This is a genomic window from Klebsiella oxytoca, from assembly GCF_009707385.1.
In the GTDB taxonomy this organism is placed as follows: domain Bacteria; phylum Pseudomonadota; class Gammaproteobacteria; order Enterobacterales; family Enterobacteriaceae; genus Klebsiella; species Klebsiella oxytoca_C.
Genome location: NZ_CP046115.1, coordinates 1530669 through 1550406, shown reverse-complemented (window position 1 = coordinate 1550406; position 19738 = coordinate 1530669). Strand labels below are relative to the sequence as shown.

Below are 19738 nucleotides of genomic sequence, written 5' to 3'. Positions count from 1 at the left end.
GCCAGACGTGTTCATTCCAGAACATGAAAAGGTTTTGCAAAATATGTGCCGACGGAAGTTCCGGTCCGCGACTGATGAATACGTTTTTAGAGCCCCCCATCAGGCGTACATTGTTGCAGCCAGTTTGGATACGGACAGCGCGGAACACCCGGAGCGTACACGTCGTACGTGAGGAGTGTGAGCACTGCCCGGGACCAAAATGGCAAATAAAATAGCCTGATGGGGTCGGTTCTCACTGTAGGGACGGTTTTTAATTTCCAGATAGAGCCAGATTCACCGCGCGGATGTGTCAGTCACTCTCAGAGTGGTATGGAATTTGCTCCGGTTCCTGCACAGAGCGTTTGAGTAAGGAGCCAGTCATGATCCGCCACCTGTTACACGTTGATTTCGACCCGCGCCGCGGTTTGCAGGAGCAGGTGCGCGAAACGCTGATTAACGCCATTCTGGGCGGCATCTTCTCCGCCGACACGCCGCTCCCCTCCTGCCGCCAGCTGGCCAGCCAGCTGCGGGTCTCGCGCAATACCACGGCGCTGGTGTTTGAGGGGCTGGTTAACGAGGGATATCTGGTGAGCCGCCCGCGCAGCGGTTATTACCTGCATACGGATTATCAGCACGCAGATCCCTCCACGGTAACGGAAACTGCACCGCAGGACGCGGGTTCTGCACCACGCTGGGGCACGCGGCTGCAAATTACCCCCAGTCAGCAGGAGTCGATTCTCAAACCGGCCGGCTGGATGAACTACCGCTACCCGTTTATCTACGGTCAGCCCGATACCCGCCAGTTTCCGCTGGCGACCTGGCGCTCGGCGGCTAACTGGCTGCACGGCGGAGTGCGCGATCCGGCGTGGGTGGTCGATCATATCGACCAGGACGTACCGATGCTGATTGAACAAATCCGCACCCGGGTCCTCCCCAAGCGCGGCATTGTCGCCTCACCGGACGAGATCCTGATTACTCTCGGTTCGCAAAACGCACTCTATCTGCTGACCCGCCTGCTGCTGTCGTCAAAGACGCGAGTCGGCGTAGAGAATCCCTGCTTTCGCGAGGCCATTAACACTTTTCTGCTCGCCGATACCGATATCGTGCCGCATCCGGTGGATCAACAGGGGATCGTCCTCAACGATGCGTCATGCGATTACTACTACGTGACTCCCGGCCACCAGGTGCCGACCGGCGTGGCGATGAGCAAAGCGCGCCGCAGCCAGCTGCTGGAGCATGCCGCGTGCCATGATGCGGTGATTATTGAGGACGATTACGACTCTGAAAGTAACTTTATGCTCAACCCGCTGCCGGCGCTGAAGGCCAGCGATCGCTGCGGGCGAGTGATCTACGTGAGCAGCCTGTCAAAGGCGCTCTCGCCGGGCCTGCGGCTGGGCTTTATGGTCGCCGACCCGGACCTGATTGACGAAGCAAGGGCGCTGCGGCGGCTGGTATATCGCCACCCGCCGACCAATATTCAGTATCAGATGGCGCATTTTCTTGCCCAGGGGCACTATGAAACGCACCTGCGGCGCTACCATCACGACTCGGCCCGGCGCTGGGAGCGCCTCAACAACGCGCTGCAGCAGCATCTGCCGGAATGCCGAATCATCCCCGGCAGCGAACACGCCAATGCCTTCTGGCTGGCCACCCCGGAACAAATCAACACCCAGCAGCTGACCTGGCGCGCCGCCCACGCCGGGGTACTGATTGAGCCCGGCGCGCGGCATTTTCTCAGCGACGCGCCGCCGGATAACTTCTTCCGTATGGGCTTCCACGCCATTCACCCCGACGCCATCGAACAAGGCGTGGAAGTGCTGCGCGGTCAGCTGGCGCAGATGGGCTAGCGGTATTGCTCAAACTCAACGGCTTCGCGAACGCTAAGCAGCGCCGCGCGCAGGCTATCGACAGGAACCGATCCGAGAGCGATGCGCAGCGCCTGCGGTACGTTCGCGGCAACGCAGAACGGCTCGGCGGTCGACACCGAAATACGGTGATCCATTAGCGTTTTCGCCAGCCGATCGGCCCGGCTCTCTTCCCCCAGAGGCAGCCAGACAAAATACGAATCCGCATGGCTCACTATGGGAAGCGCACCAAGAACCTCGCGGGCAATCAGCTGCCGCTGCCGTGCGTCCTGTCGTTTCTGCGTTTCAAAGCGCTCAACCGTGCCATCTTCAATCCAGGCGCAGATCAGCGAACTCATCAGCGAAGGCGTATTCCACGTCGTAGCCCGGATGGCGCGCTCAATCTCAGGCCGATAGCGGGATGGACAGATAACCGCCCCCACGCGCAGCCCGGTGGCGACGGTTTTCGAAAAACCGGTGACATAGATCGTTCTTTCCGGCGCGTGGCTGACTACCGGCGGCGGCGGATGGCTGACCAGCCTGGCGTAGGCGGCATCTTCAATAATGAGCAGGTCGTGCTGACGAGCGAGGTCTGCCAGTCTCTGCCGCTGGTGTGTGTCAAGCACCCAGCCCAGCGGATTGTGCAGCGTCGGCATGGTATAAACCGCCCGAACGCGCCGCTGCTGGCACAATATGTGAAGCGCATGCAGATCCGGCCTGTCCGCGCGACAGGGGATCGCCGCAAGCTCCAGATGATACAGGGCCGCCAGAACCTTGAAGCCCGAGTAGGTGAGCGCATCCACCGCCACCACGTCGCCCGGACGTAAAAGCCCCATGACGGTGACCGCCAGCCCGTGCTGAGCGCCATTGACGATCAGTACATTCTCAGGCTCCGGCGCAAACCCGCTGGCGGTCAAATGGCGAGCGATAATTTCGCGCTCGACGCTCCGCCCGGCATGGGGTTGATAGCGCAGATGGGAGTCAATATCTCCCGCCATCGCCAGCTGCCTGAGCACCTCGCGCAGCGCATCTCCCTGCTCCGCCAGCGTAGGATAATTGAAGTTGAGATCCACAACATCGGCAGCGACCACCTGCTGATCGATGCCGTGCCCGGGCGGCAGAGAGATATCCCGCACGAAGGTTCCACGTCCGGTTTCGCCGCTGACCAGCCCCATCGCCTCCAGCTCACGATAGACGCGGGTGGCCGTAGCCAGCGAGATCCTCTCATCGGCGGCAAGGGTACGATGCGTGGGCAGACGGGTTCCGGCGGCTATCTGTCCGCTGCGGATCGCCTGCGCGTAACTATCGACAACGGCTTTGTATCGGGCTTTCATCGGTGAATGTATCTATGACAATAATTTGATTGTATTGGATTGAGCACATTACCATCGCTGCAAACATGGCTCAAGCGGGCACAGCACATCTGATAAAGCGAGGTTAACGTGGTGGATACAGTGGTGCATAAAACGGAGCCGGGACCATGGTCCGGATGGCTTAATGGTTTACTGGGCGTCATCATTTTTAGCGGTTCGCTGCCCGCAACGCGTCTGGCGGTGCTGGATATGGATCCGTTCCTGCTAACCTTTCTGCGCGCCTCCATCGCCGGGCTCCTCGCCATCTTACTGGTGGTAAGTTTTCGCGAAAAATGCCCGCGCCTGTCGCAGCTTTTGCCGCTGGCGATTGTCTCGTCAGGCGTGGTGATCGGCTTTCCGCTGCTCACGGCGCTGGCCCTACAGCACGTCACCTCAGCGCATTCGATTGTTTTCATCGGGCTATTGCCGCTGATGACCGCTATTTTCGGCGTACTGCGCGGTGGTGAACGTCCGCGCCGCGCTTTCTGGATCTTTTCTATTATTGGCAGTCTGCTGGTGGTGGGATTCGCCCTGACGCAAAATGCGGCGGCGTCGCTCAGCGGCGATCTGCTGATGCTGGCGGCGGTTATCGCCTGCGGCTTAGGCTATGCGGAGGGAGCAAAGCTGACGAGAGAGCTCGGCGGTTGGCAGGTGATTTGCTGGGCGCTGATTATCGCGCTGCCTTTTATGCTGATCGCCTCGTCGCTCGCCCGGCCAGCGTCGTGGAGCACCATCTCGATTTCCTCCTGGATTGCGCTCGGCTATGTGTCGCTCTTTAGCATGCTTATCGGTTTTATCTTCTGGTACAAAGGGCTGGCCGCAGGCGGTATCGCCGCCGTCGGCCAGCTCCAGCTATTACAGCCGTTCTTCGGGCTTGGTCTGTCGGCTGTGCTTTTGCACGAAACCGTCAGCCCATTGATGCTGGCGGTGACTCTGGGGGTGGTGCTGTGCGTTATGGGTTCGCGCAAATTTAGCCGCTAGCCTGTATTGCCCTTGTAGCCCGGAAGTCCCGGGTCGCGGCGTAAACACCTTACCCGGGCTACCGCCCCTACTCCCCACAGGCGGCTGGAAACCCGTAGCCCTTATAGCCCGGAGAGGCGCGTCAAGCGCCGCCTCCGGCAGAGTTTCATACAGCAGCGGGGATATCTCTGAAACAACGCGAGATGCAGCGATGCCCTGGCCCCCGCTGAAATCGGCGAACCGGAGGGCCGAAGACAAGGGCTGGCCGCCAGGGATGGCGGCCAGAGGCGAATCGAGACAGGGATGTCGAGTTGAGCCGACCGCAGGCTGAGGACCGGGAGGTGAGCGCAGTGCGTAGCACCGATTTCTTTGCGGGACCGCGGGGATTGTAAAGGGGGAGACGGTTTTCTCCCCCTTTACCCGTTCACGTACCACGGTGAGACATTTTCTGCGGAATAATAGTGAACGGAACCCCTCACCACCTTTCCGGAGGCGGCGCTACCGCGCCTGTCCGGGCTACCCAATCTGCCTCCCTCAGGCACCGGGCCCGGAAACCCCGGGTCGCGGCGCAAACGCCTTACCCGGGCTACTGCTGTATTGCCCTTGTAGCCCCGGTAAGCGCAGCGCGACCGGGGAGAATAACCGGTTACACTACCCGCGCGTACTGCAGCATCACCTGCAGCAGCACGTTCGCGCCGGCTTCCACGTGCTCCGGCGACGCATATTCAATTTCGTTGTGGCTGATCCCGTCCTTACAGGGGATAAAAATCATCCCGGTCGGCGCCAGATAGCTCATATACACCGCGTCGTGTCCGGCGCCGGAGACAATCTCCCGCGCGGGATACCCCAGCCGCTGCGCGGCGTCAGCGATCGCCGCCTGGCAATCCGGGTGGAACGGCGCCGCCGGATAGTGGCTCACCTCTTTTAACGCCACCTTCAGGCCGCTCTCCCGCTCGACCCCGGCGATAAACGCCCGCAGCTGACGGTCCATCTCATCCACCAGCTCGTCGCTAAGGTTGCGCATATCAATCGAAAACGTCACCTCTCCCGGCACCACGTTGCGGCTGTTCGGATAGACCTGCACCATCCCTACCGTACCGCGCCCTTCCTCGCTGCGCCCGGCAATCGCCACCACCTCCTGCATAATGCGGGTCGCCACCTGCAAAGCGTCCTGACGCAGGCGCATCGGCGTCGGTCCGGCGTGGGACTCCTGGCCGGTCACCACGCAGTCATACCAGCGGATCCCCAGCACGCCCTGCACAATGCCGATAATTTTCTCTTCATCTTCAAGAATCGGCCCCTGTTCAATATGCGCTTCAAAGTAGGCGCCAATCGGATGGTCGCCCGGCGTCTGGCTGCCGATATAGCCGATGCGCGCCAGCTCCTCGCCCACGGCTTTACCGTCCGCATCCTTTGCGGCGTAGATGGTCTCCAGCGGGAATACCCCGGCAAATACCCCGGAACCCATCATCACCGGTACAAAGCGCGACCCCTCTTCATTGGTCCAGAACACCACTTCAATCGGCGTTTCGGTTTCAATCTCCCGATCGTTCAGGGTTCGTACCACCTCCAGCGCCGCCAGCACGCCATAGTTACCGTCAAATTTGCCGCCGGTCGGCTGGGTGTCAATATGGCTGCCGGAGACAATCGGCGGCAGCGCCGAATTACGCCCTTCCCGGCGCATAAATACGTTGCCGATTTTATCGACGGTGACGCTCATCCCGGCCGCCTGCGCCCAGCTAATCACCAAATCCCGTCCCTGGCGGTCAAGATCGGTCAGCGTCAGACGGCAGCAGCCGCCCTTCGGCGTGGCGCCGATTTCCGCCAGCGTCATCAGCGAATCCCACAGGCGTGTGCCATTGACCCGGCAGGCGGAAGTTTCGGTTATCGGGGTAAAAAGGACATCACTGCTCATTTCGGTCTCCTTGCATAAACGCGGCGGCCAGCTCAACCAGCAGACGATCGCTGCCGCGCGGCCCTAAAAATGAAATTCCCAGCGGCAGTCCGCCCGTCCGGGCGACCGGCAGCGTCACCTGCGGACGTTGGGTCATCACGGAAATTAACAGCAGATCGTGAGACAGGCGGCGGACCGCTTCTATCTCTTCCGCCTGCGCCGTCAGCAGCGGCGCGCCGTCGGGAACCGTCGGCATCACTAAAACCGCATCGCCCAACTGCGCGTCCCACCAGGCGCTAAAACGCTCGCGCTGCTGGCAGGCGGCGTCAAACTGCGCGCGGGTGACCGCTTTACCCCAAAAGAAGCGTTCGCGGACGTCCGGCCCCAGTTGCAGGCCGTAGCGCTCAATAGTTACGCCCTGCGCCTGCCACGCTTCGTAGCCCTGAATCTGGCGGAAGGCGAGATAGATATCATCCACGTCCGGCAGCAGCGCGCCGAGCGGCGTTACCGCGCCAAAAAAGCGCTCAATGCTCTGGCGCACCGGTAGCAGCGCCTGCTGGCTGCGCGGCGGCAGGCGGGAAAACAGTCCATCATGGCTGGCCAGCCGAACGCGGCTAATATCCACTCTCTCATCACTGAACAGGCAGGCGGCAACGGCAGAAAAGACTTCCGGCGAGCGGGCAAAGAAGCCGCAGGTATCCATGGTGGCACACAGCGGCTGACAGCCGTCGAGGGAGATTCTCCCGTGGGTCGGACGCAGGCCGTACAATCCGCAATAGCTGGCGGGAGTGCGTACCGAGCCGCCGGTATCGCTGCCGAGGGCAAAGTCGCACGCCTCGTTCGATACCGCCGACGCCGAGCCGGACGACGATCCGCCGGGGATATGATTCGGCGCGGCGCCGTTGCGCGGGGTGCCATAATGCACGTTGTGCCCGCTCATCGAATACGCCAGCTCGCTGGTATGGGTTTTACCGATAAAGCGCGCGCCATTATCTAACAATTTTTGCACCACCGGCGCGGTGCGGGTTTTCACCCCGGACAGCGCCAGCAGATGCGGATTGCCGCCGCCGGTGGGGTAGCCCGCTACGTCAAACAGATCTTTGACCGCAAAAGTTAACCCGCTCAGCGGCCCGCTGAGCGCATGCGCCACCGGATGCGGCGGATAGGGCATAAAAGCGCGAATATCATCCTGCATACTGCTTTCCTCGAGGCTTCAGGCGTACAGCGCCTGGTTTTCAACGGACGCACTCAGCTCACGCCAGCGATGGCAGTTCACCACGTGACGCGGCCCGGCCTGTTCGGTAGCCGGCTGGCTCTGCGCACAGGCGGGGCGCGCGTGCGGACAGCGATCGGCAAACGCGCAGCCGGGCGGCAGCCGCGAGAGATCCGGCGGCGAGCCGGGGATACAGTGCAGCACGTCGCCCTTTTTCAACCCCTCTTTCGGCCGGCTGCCCAGCAGCACCTGGGTGTAAGGATGGCGCGGACGATACAGAATCTCCTCAATCGACGCCTCTTCCACGATGCGCCCGGCGTACATTACCGCCACCCGATCGGCGATCTCCACCGCCGCGCCGATATCGTGGGTCACAAAAATGATCGACAGATCGCGCTGCTTTTGCTGCTCACGCAGCAGGATCAGGATCTGGATTTGCACCGTGGCATCCAGCGCGGTGGTTGGCTCATCCGCCAGCAGCAGCTGCGGATCGCAGGAGAGCGCGAGGGCAATCATCGCCCGCTGGCGCATTCCGCCGGACATCTCGTGCGGGTAAGCATCCAGCCGCCGCTCGGGGCTCGGAATGCGTACCTGGCGCAGCGCCTCCAGCGCCCTTTCCCGCGCCGCCTGGCGCGACAGGCCTTCATGGCGACGCAGCCCTTCGACAATCTGCTGGCCCACGGTATAGACCGGGTCGAAGGCCAGCAGCGGCTCCTGGAAAATCATCGCGCAGCGTGCGCCGCGGTAGCGCCGCAGCTGCCCGGCGCTCATCTTCAACACATCCTCTTCCCCAACCCTCAGGGTACCGGAAAGCACGCTGCTTTTCGGCGGATGCAGGCGCATCAGGGCGCGCAGGGTGACGCTTTTCCCGGAGCCAGATTCGCCGATCAGCGCCATCACTTCGCCTTTTTGTACATCAAAGGAGACGCCGTTAACCGCGTTGACCGTCTGGCCGTCGCGGCGAAACTCCACCCGCAGGTCGCGGATATGGACATAAGCTTCATGCAACATGGCTCACCTCCTGGATGGCGATATTCTGATGCCAGGGTGAAGCGGGCTGCGCCATCAGGCAGGCGCTTTGATGCCCCTCGCCGACGCTTTCAAGCTTTGGCTTCACCTCTGCGCACACCGCTCTGGCGTGCGGGCAGCGGGTATGAAAGCGGCAGCCGGAGGGCGGAGAAATCGGGCTGGGCGGATCGCCGCTCAGCGGCGAGGTTAAGGTGCGATGCTGCGGGTCCATCGACGGCATCGAACTTAATAACGCGCGGGTATAGGGGTGGGCCGAGGCGGTAAACAGCTGCTCCGCCGGGCCAATCTCCACCACCTCGCCGAGATACATCACCAGGATGCGGTCCGACAGCCAGCGCACCACGTGCAGGTCGTGGCTGATAAACACATAGGTCAGCGCCAGCGTCCGTTTCAGCTCCTGCAACAGCTGCAGTACCTGGGCTTCCACCGATTTATCCAGCGCCGAAACCGCCTCATCAAGAATCACCAGCCGGGGTTTCATCGCCAACGCGCGGGCGATATTGACGCGCTGGCGCTGGCCGCCGGAGAGCGCGTGCGGATAGCGGTGCGCAAAACGTCCCGGCTCAAGGCCAACGTGCGCCAGCAGATAGCGGGCGTACTCACTGGCCTCTTTGGCGCTGACGCCGTGTACCCGTTGGCCGAAGGCGATGCTCTCTTCCATGGTCATACGCGGGTTGAGCGAGGCGTAGCTATCCTGGAAAACCATCTGTACCTGGCGGCGATACGCTTTCATCGGCAGGCGCGATGAGCCCACTTCCAGGCCATCAAAGATCAGCTCCCCGCTATCCTGATTAAGCAGCTGCATCAGCAGCCGGGCAGTGGTCGATTTACCGCAGCCCGACTCCCCCACCACGCCAAGGGTTTCGCCTTTGATCACCGAAAAACTGACGTCATCCACCGCCTGCACCACTTCTCGCGCTTTGCCGCCGCCGGCGGGAAAATGCTTCAGCAGATTGTTAACCTTCAGCAGCGGCTGCGCCGGCCCGCCGAGGTCGATATTCGTAAAGGGTTGCATCGCTTACTCCTTAATCGCCATTGCCGCACGCAGGCGGTCCGCGAGGATATTGAACGAAATGGAGGTGATAAAAATCATCAGGCCGGGCAGCGCCGCCACCCACGGTTGGGTATAAATCGCCGTGCGCAGGGTGTTGAGCATCAGCCCCCACTCCGGCTCCGGCGGACGAACCCCGAGGCCGAGAAATGAGAGCCCGGAGGCGAGGATCATGCACACCGAAATCAGGCCGGTGGAGAAGACGAAAATCGGCCCCAGCACGTTGCCCAGCACCTGGACGCGAATAATGGTGAACGCGCTAGCTCCGGTGGCTCGGGCGGCGTCGATGTAGTCCATATGTCGCACCTGCGCGGTGACGCTTTCGGCAATACGCGCCACCTGCGGCACGAACACCAGGGTCAGCGACAGCAGTGCGTTACCGATGCCCGCGCCCAGCGCGCCGGAGAGTGCGATCGCCAGCAGCACCGACGGGAAGGCGTAAAAAACATCAATGGTGCGCATAATAATGGTGTTGGTTTTACCGCCCGCATAGCCGGCGATAATGCCGATCGCCCCGCCGATAAAAAAGGCCAGCACCACCGGGACAATCCCCATAAACAGCGATAACCTTGTGCCGAGAATCAGCCTTGATAGCATATCGCGCCCCAGCTCATCGGAGCCCAGCGGGAAGCCGTCGGTGCCGATCGGCTTGAGGCGTAAAAACATCGACGTTTGATACGGGTCTTTAACGATCAGCCAGGGGCCAAATAGCGCCAGCGCCAGCAGAACGAGAATGATCGCGCCGACGAATACCCCGCCCGGGTCGCGCAGCAGGCGGCCAAACACGCCGCGCCAGTAGCCTTGCCTGGCGACCGTCGTGGCAGAGACGGCAATGCCTTTGGTCGTCACGGTATCCACCATCGTCAGCTCCTCTTAATTCGCGGATCGAGGCTGGTTTGCAGAATATCCACCAGCAGATTGAGCAGGACAAAGAACAGCGCCAGTACCCAGATGGTGCCCTGCAATAGCGGCAGATCGCGCTGGAAAATGGCGGTATTCAGCAGCAGCCCGGTGCCGGGCCAGGAGAAAACGGTTTCCACCAGAATCGAGCCGCCCATCAGATAGCCGACCTGCAGCCCCATCACCGCCAGCGCGGTCGGCGCGGCGTTTTTCACCACGTGCAGAAAGATCCGCGATTCGTTGAGCCCCCTGGCGCGCAGGCCGACGATAAACTCCTGGCTGAGAATGTCCGCCACCTGCGAACGAACGGTGCGGGCGATGATGCCGGTCGGGATCACCGACAGCGTAAAAGCCGGCAGCAGCATAAACTGCAGGTGCTCCCAGTCCCACTGCCAGCCCACCTCGCCGATTGGCCCGCCGCCGGTTGCCGGTAGCAGCGCGAATTTGACGCTAAAAACAATCACCAGCAGCATCCCCAGCCAGTAGTGCGGCACGCTGACGCCGAATACCGACAGCACCGAGGCCAGGCGGTCAATAATGCTGTTACGAAAATAGCCGGCGACAAACCCAAACAGGCTACCCAGCACAAATCCGATCGCCGTCGCCAGCAGCGCCAGACGCAAAGAGTAGGTCACCGCCGTCATGACCTCGTCGATGACCGGACGGCCGGTGGCGACCGACATGCCCAAATCGCCGTGCAGCGCCCGCCATAGCCAGTGCACAAACTGCAGCGGCAGCGGTTTATCAAAGCCGTAGGCCTGCATTAAGGTCTGACGCAGCGCTTCCGAGGCGTCCGGCGGCATCACCGACACCAGCGGGTCGCCCGGCGCAATCTGCACCAGCATAAAACAGATCACCGCTACCCCGAGCATGGTGGGGACGGCCAGCAGGATGCGATATAGCACGGTATTGATCATCTCTTGCTCCCGTATCAATTACTCTTTTTTGCTCACCAGGCTAAGGTCGATAAACCAGCTTTGCGGCTGCACCACTCCGCTGACGGCAGGCGAAATCGCCCGTGGCCCGACATCATGAGCGACGAACAGGAACGGCACCTGATCGACCAGCGCGGCGTGCAGTTCGCCCGCGGCTTTATCCATTTCGGCCGGGGTAAACGCGTGTTTTACCGCCGTCGCCAGCTTTTCGGTTTCCGGGGTCGAGAAATAGCCCCAGTTGGTTGCCACCGGCGGGAAGGCTTTCGCGGTGGAGAAGCGGATCATGCCGAAATAGGGATCGTTAACCGCGGCGCTAACGTTGATGGCGTCGATCCCTTTCGCCGATGGATCTTTCGCCCCGAGACGCCAGTTGGTAAACAGGGTGTTCCATTCGTTAACTTTAATGTCGACGTTAAAGAAGCAGCTTTTCAGGCTCTGCTGGATGTACTCGTTCATCGGCAGCGGCTGCATCTGCCCGGAGCCGGAGGCCGAGGTGGCGACCGTGACGTGCAGCGGTTTACCGGCGCTATAGCCAGCTTCGGTCATCAGCTTGCGGGCGGTGTCCGGGTCATATTTGATCTGGAAAGTGGGCTTGCCGTGCCACGGGCTGTCGGCCTCGTAGACGCCGGTCGCTTCGGTCATATAGCCGCCGAGATAGCTTTTCAGCTCGGCGCGGTTCAGGCACAGGTTGGCGGCTTTACGCACGCGAATATCTTTCCACGGCGATCCCTCTTCGAAGGAGAACTGCCACGGCCACAGGTGCGGCTGGGTGTTAGCGTAGATTTTAAAACCCTGGGCTTTTATCTGATCGACCGCGTCCGGGGCCGGGGCTTCAATCCAGTCCACCTGCTTCGAGAGCAGCGCCGCGGTGCGGGCGTTAGCTTCCGGCAGCGGGATCAGCACCACTTTATCCACCCGTGGAATGCGATCTTTGTTCCAGTAGTCGGGGTTCTTATCGAGGATCAGCTGCTGGCGGGGAACCAGTTTTGCCATTTTGAAGGGGCCGCTTCCCACCGCGTGGGCGGCAAATTCGGTCCACGCCTGCTTGCTGCGCGCTGCGGTATCGCCGGTGCTTGTCGGCACCGCGTCATACAGCTTTTGCCATGCGGTGGGCGAAACGATAAACAGGTTGGTGATGTTGTAGGGCAACAGCGCGTCAGGTTCGGCGGTGGTCAGCGCCACTGTGTGGTCATCAATTTTCTCCGCGCCGGTGAGGGTCGGCATACGCGAGAGAGTGTTACCAATCTGGCCGGGCGCGTACTGCGGCGCGGCTTTATTCAACACCTTATCCACGTTCCAGACGATGGCGTCGGCGTTAACCTCGGAGCCATCGTGAAATTTCACCCCCGGGCGCAGGGTGAAAATCCAGCGGCTTTGATTTTGCGGGTCAACGCGCCACTCGGTGGCCAGCCCCGGCACCAGACCGCTGGGCTTTTCCCCTTGCGACAGGTCCCATTCAACAAGGGAATCGTAAAGCGGAATGCCGGTAAAGCGGTTGCCCTCAAAACCCTGATCGGGCTGCCCGAGGGTCAACGGGATATCGGCGGCGGTCATAGCAATGCGCAGGGTTGAGGCCTGAACCGGCAATGCGGCCAACAGCGCCAGCGCCCCGCTAACAGCAACGGCGAGATGGCATTTACGCGAAAGTAATTTTTTCTTCAGCATCACATTGTCCCTGTTAAATAAAAGTCGCTATTTAACAGGCAAGATGCATACCAGTTCTGCAAGGGCGGGAAATAAGGACGAAACGGCGGATAAAATAAGGATGACTTATATTATCTCGATGATTTTACTTTAAAAATAAAACAACCTTATCTTTTTGCACCGCTGACGGGAATTATGTTGCAGGATTGCACCAGTCTTACTTTTTACGCAAAGGAATAATCACGGGGCGTCACTTTTTATAAAATAAATTCATAATCTTCGGCAAATCATCAGTTTGAGGCGTTGTCTTCTATACTTACTGATAAAGAGAAAGGGGGAGTCGCCATGTCGTTACCTGATTTTCACCGCTCGGAGCCGTTTACCCTCGGCATTGAGCTGGAGCTCCAGGTCGTCAACCCGCCGGGCTTTGATTTAAGCCAGGACTCTTCCGCGCTGATTGACGAGGTCCAGGGCACGCTGAAAGCCGGCGAGGCCAAACATGACATCACCGAAAGCATGCTGGAGATCGCCACCGGCGTTTGCCGCGATATCCACCAGGCGACGGCGCAGCTGGGCGCCATTCAACAGGCGGTGCTGCGCGCCGCCGCCCGCCATCATCTGCAAATCTGCGGCGGCGGAACCCATCCGTTTCAAAGCTGGCAGCGCCAGCAGATCAGCGATAACCCGCGCTATCTGCAAACCGTCGAACACTTTGGCTATCTGGCGAAGCAGGCGACGATCTTCGGCCAGCACGTGCACGTAGGGTGCCAAAACGGCGATGATGCAATTTATCTTGTGCACGGCCTGTCGCGCTTCGTGCCGCATTTTATCGCGCTGAATGCAGCATCGCCCTGGCTCGACGGCGCGGATAGCGGCTTTGCCTGTTCGCGGCTGAACCTTTTTGCCGCTTATCCCGATAACGGCCCGATGCCGTGGGTTAATAACTGGCGGGCTTTTATCGGCCTGTTTCGTCGTCTTAGCTATACCAGCATGATCGATAGCATGAAGGATCTGCACTGGGATATCCGCCCCAGCCCGCGCTTTGGCACCGTCGAAGTACGGGTCATGGATACGCCGCTGACGATAGCCCAGGCGGTGAATATCGCCGGATTTATTCAGATTATCGCCTGCTGGCTGCTGACCGAGCGGCCGTTCAAGCATCAGCCCGAAGATTATCTGCTCTACCCCTTCAACCGCTACCAGGCCTGCCGCTATGGTTTGGACGGGATCAATACCGACGTGAACAGCGGCGAACAGCAAACCTTTCGCGAAGAGATTTTACAGCTGGCGGATAAACTGGCGCCCAGCGCCCATAAGCTAAATGCCAGCAGCGCGCTGGAGGCGGTTGTGCGCCAGGCGAAGCAGGAAAGCAGCGAGCCGCAGCAGATGCGCGAGTTTATCGCCAACGGCGGATCGTTAATCGGGCTGGTGCAAAAGCACTGCGAGATCTGGACGGCGTAGCGGCGATAACAGGGTATACTGCGCGTTTTCGTCGTCTGTCTGGAACTCTGCCGTGCGCTTGTCATCTCTTCTGCCGCTGTTGCTGTTATCTTTGCCCGCCTTCGCCAGCGGAAAATGCTCGCTGTCCGACCCGTCGCTGACGCTACAAAGCTATACCGTTAATCCGCAGCGCGAACGCATTGTCATGTACTGGCAAAAAGAGGATGGCAAAGCCTGGGGATCGCTGCGCTCTTTGCTGGCGGATATCAACCGCAGCGGACAGGTGCAGATGGCGATGAACGGCGGAATTTATGATAAATCCTACGCGCCGCTGGGGCTGTATATCGAAAAAGGCAGGCAGCTGACCCCGCTTAACCGCGCCTCCGGCGGCGGCAACTTTTTTATTCGTCCTGGCGGGGTATTTTATCTGCAAGGGCAAAAGGCGAGGATTGTCAGCATCGATAAATTCAAGCCGTCGCCGGCCATTCAATACGCCGTACAGTCCGGGCCAATGCTGATTGAAAACGGCAAGATCAACTGGCGGCTAAAGCCGTCCGCCAGCTCGCGCAAGCTGCGTAACGGTGTAGGCATCACCGGCGATGGTAAAGTGGTATTTATGCTCAGCCAGCGCGAAACCAACTTCTACGATTTCGCCTGCTACGCGCAGTCAAAGCTCAACGTGCGCCAGATGCTGTATCTCGACGGCACCATTTCGAAGATGTACCAGAAAGGTGGCAGCGTGCCGTGGCAGTACCATCCGTTCGTCACTATGATCGCGGTGGAGAGCAGGTAATCGGCATAACATCCTTTGCGGGGAGTAGCCCGGGTAAGGCGTTTACGCCGCGACCCGGGATTTCCAGGCCCGGTGCCTGAGGGAAGCAGATTAGGTAGCCCGGACAGGCGCGGCAGCGCCGCCTCCGGGAGGGCGGTGAGGGGTTCCGTTCACTATTATTCCGCAGAAAATGTCTCACCGTGGTACGTGAACGGGTAAAGGGGGAGAAAACCGTCTCCCCCTTTACAATCCCCGCGGTCCCGCAAAGAAATCGGTGCTGCGCACTGCGCTCACCTCCCGGACCTCAGCCTGCGGTCGGCTCAACTCGACATCACTGTCTCGATTCGCCTCTGTCCGCCATCCCTGGCGGCCAGCCCTTGTCTTCGGGCCTCCGGTTCGCCGATTTCAGCGGGGGCCAGGGCATCGCTGCATATCACGTTGTTTCAGAAATATATCCGTAGCTGCATGAAAATCTCCCCTGAGGCGGCGCTACCAAACCCGAGCCCACCTACATCCGGCGGTGGGCCCACTCGCGCAGACGCTGGAACAACACGTACAGAGACGGAATAAACAAAATACCCACTATCGTCGCCACCAGCATGCCGCTGAACACCGTGGTACCGATAATCCGTCGGCTCTGCGCCCCGGCGCCGGTGGCGAGCATCATCGGCATGATACCGATGATAAAAGAGACCGCCGTCATCATCACCGCGCGGAAACGGCGGGTGGCCCCTTCGCGGGCGGCGTCGACTATCGACATCCCCTCTTCGCGCTTCGCTCTGGCAAACTCGACGATCAAAATCGCGTTTTTCGCCGCCAGCGCGATCAACAGCACCAGCCCAATCTGCACGTACACGTCGTTAGCATAACCGGCCCACCACAGCCACAGCAGCGACCCGCCGATGGCGAACAGCACCGACAGCATCACGCTCGCCGGCAGCGTCCAGCTTTCATACTGGGCAACAAGGAACAGCCACGCCATCACTACCGCCGCCAGTACGATCCACACAGCCTGATTGCCGGTCTGCTGCTCCTGCCAGGAGATCCCGCTCCAGGCAAAATCATAACCATGCGGCAGATTCGCCTGCAGGATCTGCGTCATCACAGCCATCGCCGTACGGCTGCTGACGCCTTCCGCCGCTGAACCGCTCACCGATACCGACGGAAACTGGTTATATTGCTGAAGGAAAGGCGCGCCTACCGTTGGCGTAATCGTCACCAGATTACTCAGACGAATCCGCTCGCCGCTGTCGCTGCGCACGTAAAGCTCGCTAATCTGCTCCGCACGCTCGCGCCACTGCATTTCGTTTTGCATCACCACATGGTAAACGCGATTGTTGATGCTGAAATCGCCGGCGCGGGTGCCGCCAAACGCGGTCTGCAGGCTGCTGAAAATCCTCGCGACCGGCACGTTCAACCGCGCCGCGCGATCGCGGTCAACCTCAAGCGTCAGCTGCGGTACGTTGCTGCTCCAGGTCGTAAACACCCGGCTCAGCTGCGGATGCTGGTTGGCCATCCGCAGCACCTGATGCGTCACCCGCTCCAGCTCCGCCGCAGATTGCCCGGCCTGTGCCAGAATGCGTAAATTAAACCCGGAGGCGTTACCCAGCCCCGGCAGCGTCGGCGGCGCAAAAGTCATCATCGTCGCTTCCGGCAGCCCCATCAGCTGGCCCTGAAGTTTTTCCATCACCGCTTCCAGCGGCGGACGCTGATGCCAGTCCTTCAGCATTACCGAGATAAAACCACCGTTCGAAGCGCTGGTGCCGTTGAGAATATTAAAACCCGATACCTGAATCACATCCTCAACCGCCGGATTCAACAGCAGCAATTCGCGCGCCTGGGCCATCACCGCTTCAGTGCGCTCCAGCGAAGCGGCTTCAGGCAGCTGCACGCTGGCAAAGAAGTAGCCCTGATCCTCCTGCGGCAGAAAGCCCTTCGGCATGGTAGCAAAGCTAAAAACCACCAGCCCGCCAGCCATAGCCGTCGCCGCCAGCGCCAGCCAGGAGCGACGATTCATGCCCCCTACCAGACGCCCGTAACCATCGCGCACCTTATCCAGACCGCGGTTAAAACCGCGCCAGATAGCGGCAGGACGCTCCGGACGCGGACGCAGCAGCAGCGCGCACAGCGCTGGCGTCAGCGTCAGCGCCACCACGCTCGACAGCGTCACCGCCGTCGATAACGTCACGGCGAACTGGCGATACAGCTCGCCAACGATGCCCGGCAGCATCGCCACCGGAACAAATACCGCCAGCAGCACCAGAGTCGTGGCGATCACCGGCCCGGCGATTTGCCGCAGCGCCTCGGCGGTGGCGGCCTTCCGTCCCAGCCCCTCTGCCATTTTGCTTTCCACGCTCTCAACCACCACGATGGCGTCATCCACCACCATGGTCAGAGCGAGGATTATCGCGAACAGGCTCAGGGTATTGGCGCTGTAGCCCAGCGAATAGAGCACGGCGAAAGTACCGATAAGCGATACCGGAATAGCCAGGGCAACAATCAGCGTGGCCCGCCAGCTTTGCAGGAACAGCGAGACCACCACCACCACCGCCAGCAGGGTCAGCGCCAGCGACACGCCGATCTCTTCGATCGTCGCCGAGACGAAGCGGGTGGTGTCAAACTTCACTTCCCAGGTGAGATCCGCCGGGAAGCGCGCGTGCAGCCGGGTCAGCTCGGCGCGCACCGCGCTGGCCACCTGCAGGGCGTTGGCGGCAGGCGTCGGATAAATACCGAGATAAGCGGAGTCTTTGCCATTGAGCTGCGCGCCGGAGCTGTAGCTGCGCGCGCCCAGCTCAATGGTCGCTACGTCAGACAGGCGTACCAGCTGGCCGCCTTCACCGCTGCGAATCACAATCTGCCTGAAACCGGCAGCGTCACTCAGGCGACCAATACCGTTGATGGTCAGGGTCTGCTGCTGGCCGTTGAACACCGGCGGCGTCCCCACCTGCCCCGCAGCACCCTGCACATTCTGCTCGCGCAGCGCCAGGAAGATATCGTCGCTGGTGATATTAAGCGCGTTCATACGATCGGGGCGTAGCCAGATACGCATGCTGTAGTCGCGCGCGCCGAACATCTGTACTTCACCGACGCCCGGCAGACGCGCCAGCGCCTCACGCACCTGGGTACTGGCATAGTTGCTGACAAACAGCGGCGACAGGCTGCCGAGCGGCGAGTAGAGACTAACGCCCATCAGCAGATTCGTCGCCCGCTTGCGCACCTGCACGCCGTTCTGCTGCACGTCGGCAGGAAGCTGCGCTACCGCCTGCGAGACGCGGTTTTGCACATCGATCGCGGCTAAATCGGCATCGGTACCGGCGGCAAAGGTCAGGCTCAGACTGTAGGTTCCCTCATCGGAGCTGGTAGACTCCATATACAGCATATGGTCAACGCCGTTGAGCTGGGTCTCCAGCGGCGCGGCGATGGCTTCCGCTACGTCCGCCGCGCTGGCTCCCGGCCAGCTGGCGCTAACGTTAATGACCGGTGGCGTAATCTGCGGATACTGCTCGACGGGGATTAGCTTCAGCGATACCGCGCCGACGAAGGTCATCAGCAACGCAATCACCATCGCAAAGCGTGGACGACGGATAAAGAACGTTAGCATTCCCTCTCCCTTAATCATTCAGCAGTTGAACGGTCACGCCGTCCCGCAGGCGCTGAGCGCCCTCCGTCACGACGCGATCGCCCGCTTTCAAACCTTCCGCGACCACGAAGCGCTGGCCGTGTTGGCCTACCGGTGCCAAACGGCGCATCGCCACCGTGTTGTCCGGCTTCAGCACCCAGGTATAGAAGCCCAGCGCATCCTGCTGTAACGCAGAAGCGGGGATCATCGGAGCCTCATCAAGCTGCTGCGGGCGGAAGAAAACCACCACGTTGCCGCCGGGCAGCAGGCGATGTTGGGGATTAGCGAATTCAGCACGCAACGCCACGCTGGCGGTGCGGCTATCGATACGGTTATCGACGGAAGTCAGCACGCCGTCTTCACGCCGTCCATCGATATCGACCTGCGCCAGCCACGCCTGCTTCAACGCGGCGATATCGGTATGCTGGCCCGCCTTCGCGAAAAACGCGGTTTCATCCAGCGAGAAAGCCACGCGAATGGGGTCGAGCTGGACCACGTCGACCAGCACGCCGCTGGCGGGATTCACCAGGCTGCCGACGTGAAACGCGCTATGGCCGACGCGTCCGGTGACCGGTGAAGTGAGACGAGTGTAGCCGAGCGTAATGTGCTGGGCGGCAATGCGCGCCTGCGCCTGCTCCACGGCGGCGGCGGCAACATCGCGCTGCATCTGCGCGGTATCAACGTCATTGCGGCTGATTGAGTGATTATTTTTTAGCTGCTGGTAGCGGTTGAGCAGCTGCTGGGCCTGGCGGAGCGAGGCCTGCGCGCTTTTCAGCTCGGCCTGTGCCAGCGCCAGCGCGGCTTTCGGCTGGGCGTCATCCAGCGTAAACAGCAGATCGCCTTTATTAACGTACTGCCCGTCCTGAAAATGCCGCTGCACAATCTTGCCTTCGGTACGGGCGCGAATAGCAACGGAATGAATGGCCTCAACGCGGCCCGAGATTTGCCTTTCGCTGGCATACGGTTCTTGCTCAACGGTGACAACGCGCACCGGAACGGCCGGTGTAGCGGCGGCGGTCGTTAGCGCGTAGCCTGCCAGGCCACAGGCCAGCAGAGCTGAACGGAAGATCTTATTCATGAGGAATTCCTTACGACGATGCGGCGTC

Annotated in this window: 14 protein-coding genes; 4 read left to right on the top strand and 10 right to left on the bottom strand. The window is 60.8% G+C overall.

Going from position 1 to position 19738, the window contains the following annotated elements; genetic code table 11:
• Nucleotides 1-359 precede the first annotated feature (359 nt).
• Nucleotides 360-1826 (top strand): PLP-dependent aminotransferase family protein, encoded by a 1467-nt coding sequence (locus tag GJ746_RS07190; protein WP_154679579.1) that lies wholly within the window; start codon nt 360-362, stop codon nt 1824-1826.
• On the opposite strand, the gene GJ746_RS07185 is transcribed toward GJ746_RS07190, so the two are convergent.
• A complete protein-coding gene (locus GJ746_RS07185; RefSeq protein ID WP_154679578.1) occupies nt 1823-3157 on the bottom strand; it encodes a PLP-dependent aminotransferase family protein in 1335 nt (444 codons plus the stop codon). The genes GJ746_RS07190 and GJ746_RS07185 overlap by 4 nt on opposite strands.
• Nucleotides 3158-3280: 123 nt before the next feature.
• On the opposite strand from GJ746_RS07185, the gene GJ746_RS07180 reads away from it, so the two are divergent.
• On the top strand, nt 3281-4156 hold the full coding sequence (locus GJ746_RS07180; protein ID WP_195908845.1) for a DMT family transporter: 876 nt from the start codon (nt 3281-3283) through the stop codon (nt 4154-4156).
• Between the two features lie 625 nt (nt 4157-4781).
• Here the strand turns inward: GJ746_RS07180 and GJ746_RS07175 are convergent.
• From GJ746_RS07175 to GJ746_RS07145, 7 genes are read right to left on the bottom strand one after another with little or no spacing between them, the layout of a single operon-like run.
• Nucleotides 4782-6050: a Zn-dependent hydrolase gene (locus GJ746_RS07175; protein ID WP_154679576.1), complete on the bottom strand. Its 1269-nt coding sequence runs from the start codon at nt 6048-6050 to the stop codon at nt 4782-4784.
• The gene (locus GJ746_RS07170; protein ID WP_154679575.1) at nt 6040-7224 is read right to left on the bottom strand and encodes an amidase; all 1185 of its coding nucleotides are present in this window, start codon (nt 7222-7224) and stop codon (nt 6040-6042) included. The genes GJ746_RS07175 and GJ746_RS07170 overlap by 11 nt, the downstream gene beginning before the upstream one ends.
• An 18-nt stretch (nt 7225-7242) precedes the next feature.
• Nucleotides 7243-8253, bottom strand: a complete 1011-nt coding sequence (locus GJ746_RS07165) for an ABC transporter ATP-binding protein (RefSeq protein WP_154679574.1) — start codon at nt 8251-8253, stop codon at nt 7243-7245.
• Nucleotides 8243-9286: an ABC transporter ATP-binding protein gene (locus tag GJ746_RS07160; RefSeq protein ID WP_154679573.1), complete on the bottom strand. Its 1044-nt coding sequence runs from the start codon at nt 9284-9286 to the stop codon at nt 8243-8245. Before GJ746_RS07160 ends, GJ746_RS07165 begins: the two co-directional genes overlap by 11 nt.
• Before the next feature lie 3 nt (nt 9287-9289).
• Nucleotides 9290-10183, bottom strand: coding sequence for an ABC transporter permease (locus GJ746_RS07155; protein WP_154679572.1), 894 nt, complete (start codon nt 10181-10183; stop codon nt 9290-9292).
• A gap of 2 nt (nt 10184-10185) precedes the next feature.
• Nucleotides 10186-11139 (bottom strand): ABC transporter permease, encoded by a 954-nt coding sequence (locus GJ746_RS07150; RefSeq protein ID WP_154679571.1) that lies wholly within the window; start codon nt 11137-11139, stop codon nt 10186-10188.
• Nucleotides 11140-11157: 18 nt separating this feature from the next.
• Nucleotides 11158-12822 carry an ABC transporter substrate-binding protein gene (locus GJ746_RS07145; protein WP_154679570.1) on the bottom strand — a complete coding sequence of 555 codons (1665 nt, stop codon included), beginning with the start codon at nt 12820-12822 and terminating at the stop codon, nt 11158-11160.
• Nucleotides 12823-13146: 324 nt separating this feature from the next.
• Between GJ746_RS07145 and GJ746_RS07140 the strand changes: the two genes are divergently transcribed.
• Entirely contained in the window at nt 13147-14262 is a 1116-nt protein-coding gene (locus GJ746_RS07140; RefSeq protein WP_154679569.1) for a YbdK family carboxylate-amine ligase, read from the top strand.
• A 52-nt stretch (nt 14263-14314) separates the two neighbouring features.
• Nucleotides 14315-15034, top strand: a complete 720-nt coding sequence (locus GJ746_RS07135; protein WP_154679568.1) for a phosphodiester glycosidase family protein — start codon at nt 14315-14317, stop codon at nt 15032-15034.
• 487 nt (nt 15035-15521) lie between these two features.
• On the opposite strand, the gene GJ746_RS07130 is transcribed toward GJ746_RS07135, so the two are convergent.
• The gene (locus tag GJ746_RS07130; RefSeq protein WP_154679567.1) at nt 15522-18614 is read right to left on the bottom strand and encodes an efflux RND transporter permease subunit; all 3093 of its coding nucleotides are present in this window, start codon (nt 18612-18614) and stop codon (nt 15522-15524) included.
• A 10-nt stretch (nt 18615-18624) separates the two neighbouring features.
• Nucleotides 18625-19710, bottom strand: coding sequence for an efflux RND transporter periplasmic adaptor subunit (locus GJ746_RS07125; protein ID WP_154679566.1), 1086 nt, complete (start codon nt 19708-19710; stop codon nt 18625-18627).
• Between the last annotated feature and the right edge of the window lie 28 nt (nt 19711-19738).